Annotated in this window: 1 protein-coding gene; it reads right to left on the reverse strand. The window is 39.5% G+C overall.

Features of this window, described 5'->3' with window-relative positions; translation table 11 throughout:
* Positions 1–83: 83 nt before the first annotated feature.
* Positions 84–663 (reverse strand): EAL domain-containing protein (locus INF86_RS22255; protein ID WP_193543950.1); only part of this gene is annotated, 580 nt, incomplete at its 5' end.

Genomic DNA, 663 nt, shown 5'->3' on the forward strand with positions numbered 1-663 from the left:
ATAAAAACCCCACCCCATTAAGGTAAAAATAATCATCGGATATGAGAAAAACTGTTTTTTTTACTGTCATGGTATCCGTCCTGTCAGCGGTAGTGTTTCATAAAATCACAAAAAGCAGCTACGGATAAAGGTCGTGAAAAAAAATACCCTTGCATATGTATGATTCCAGCGTTTCCCAGAGCCTCTTTCTGATGTTGATTTTCCACCCCTTCCGCAACAATATGCACCCCGCACAGAGAGGATACTTTTACGATGCCATCAATTAACTTCCGGTAAATTAGTTCAAAGTTCTCTTTTATCTGCGTAACCGAGCGATCCAGTTTTAGAATTGAAACATTACTTACGCCAAAAAATTTCATTGCAGCAGTGTTTATCCCAGCATCATCAATAGCGAACTTCACTCCGATAGAATTATAGAATGCGATTGCATTCAGAATATCACTGGTCGCGTCAGTAATATTTCTTTCCACTATCTCAAGCAGGATCACCACATCTGTTTTGAAATAACTCTTAAACCTCACTACCGCATTCCTGATAGTTTGAGAGCTTATCTGACCACAGGTGATATTCAGAGAAAAAACAAAGCCCGATGGGATTTCGCCTGCGCCGTCATTTTTCCTTAACAGTTCTGCCGTTTTCAGTAAAAGCTCTCTTGCATAAAAA

The sequence above is a fragment of the Enterobacter cloacae complex sp. I1M genome, assembly GCF_014982425.1.
Taxonomy (GTDB): Bacteria; Pseudomonadota; Gammaproteobacteria; order Enterobacterales; family Enterobacteriaceae; genus Enterobacter; species Enterobacter intestinihominis.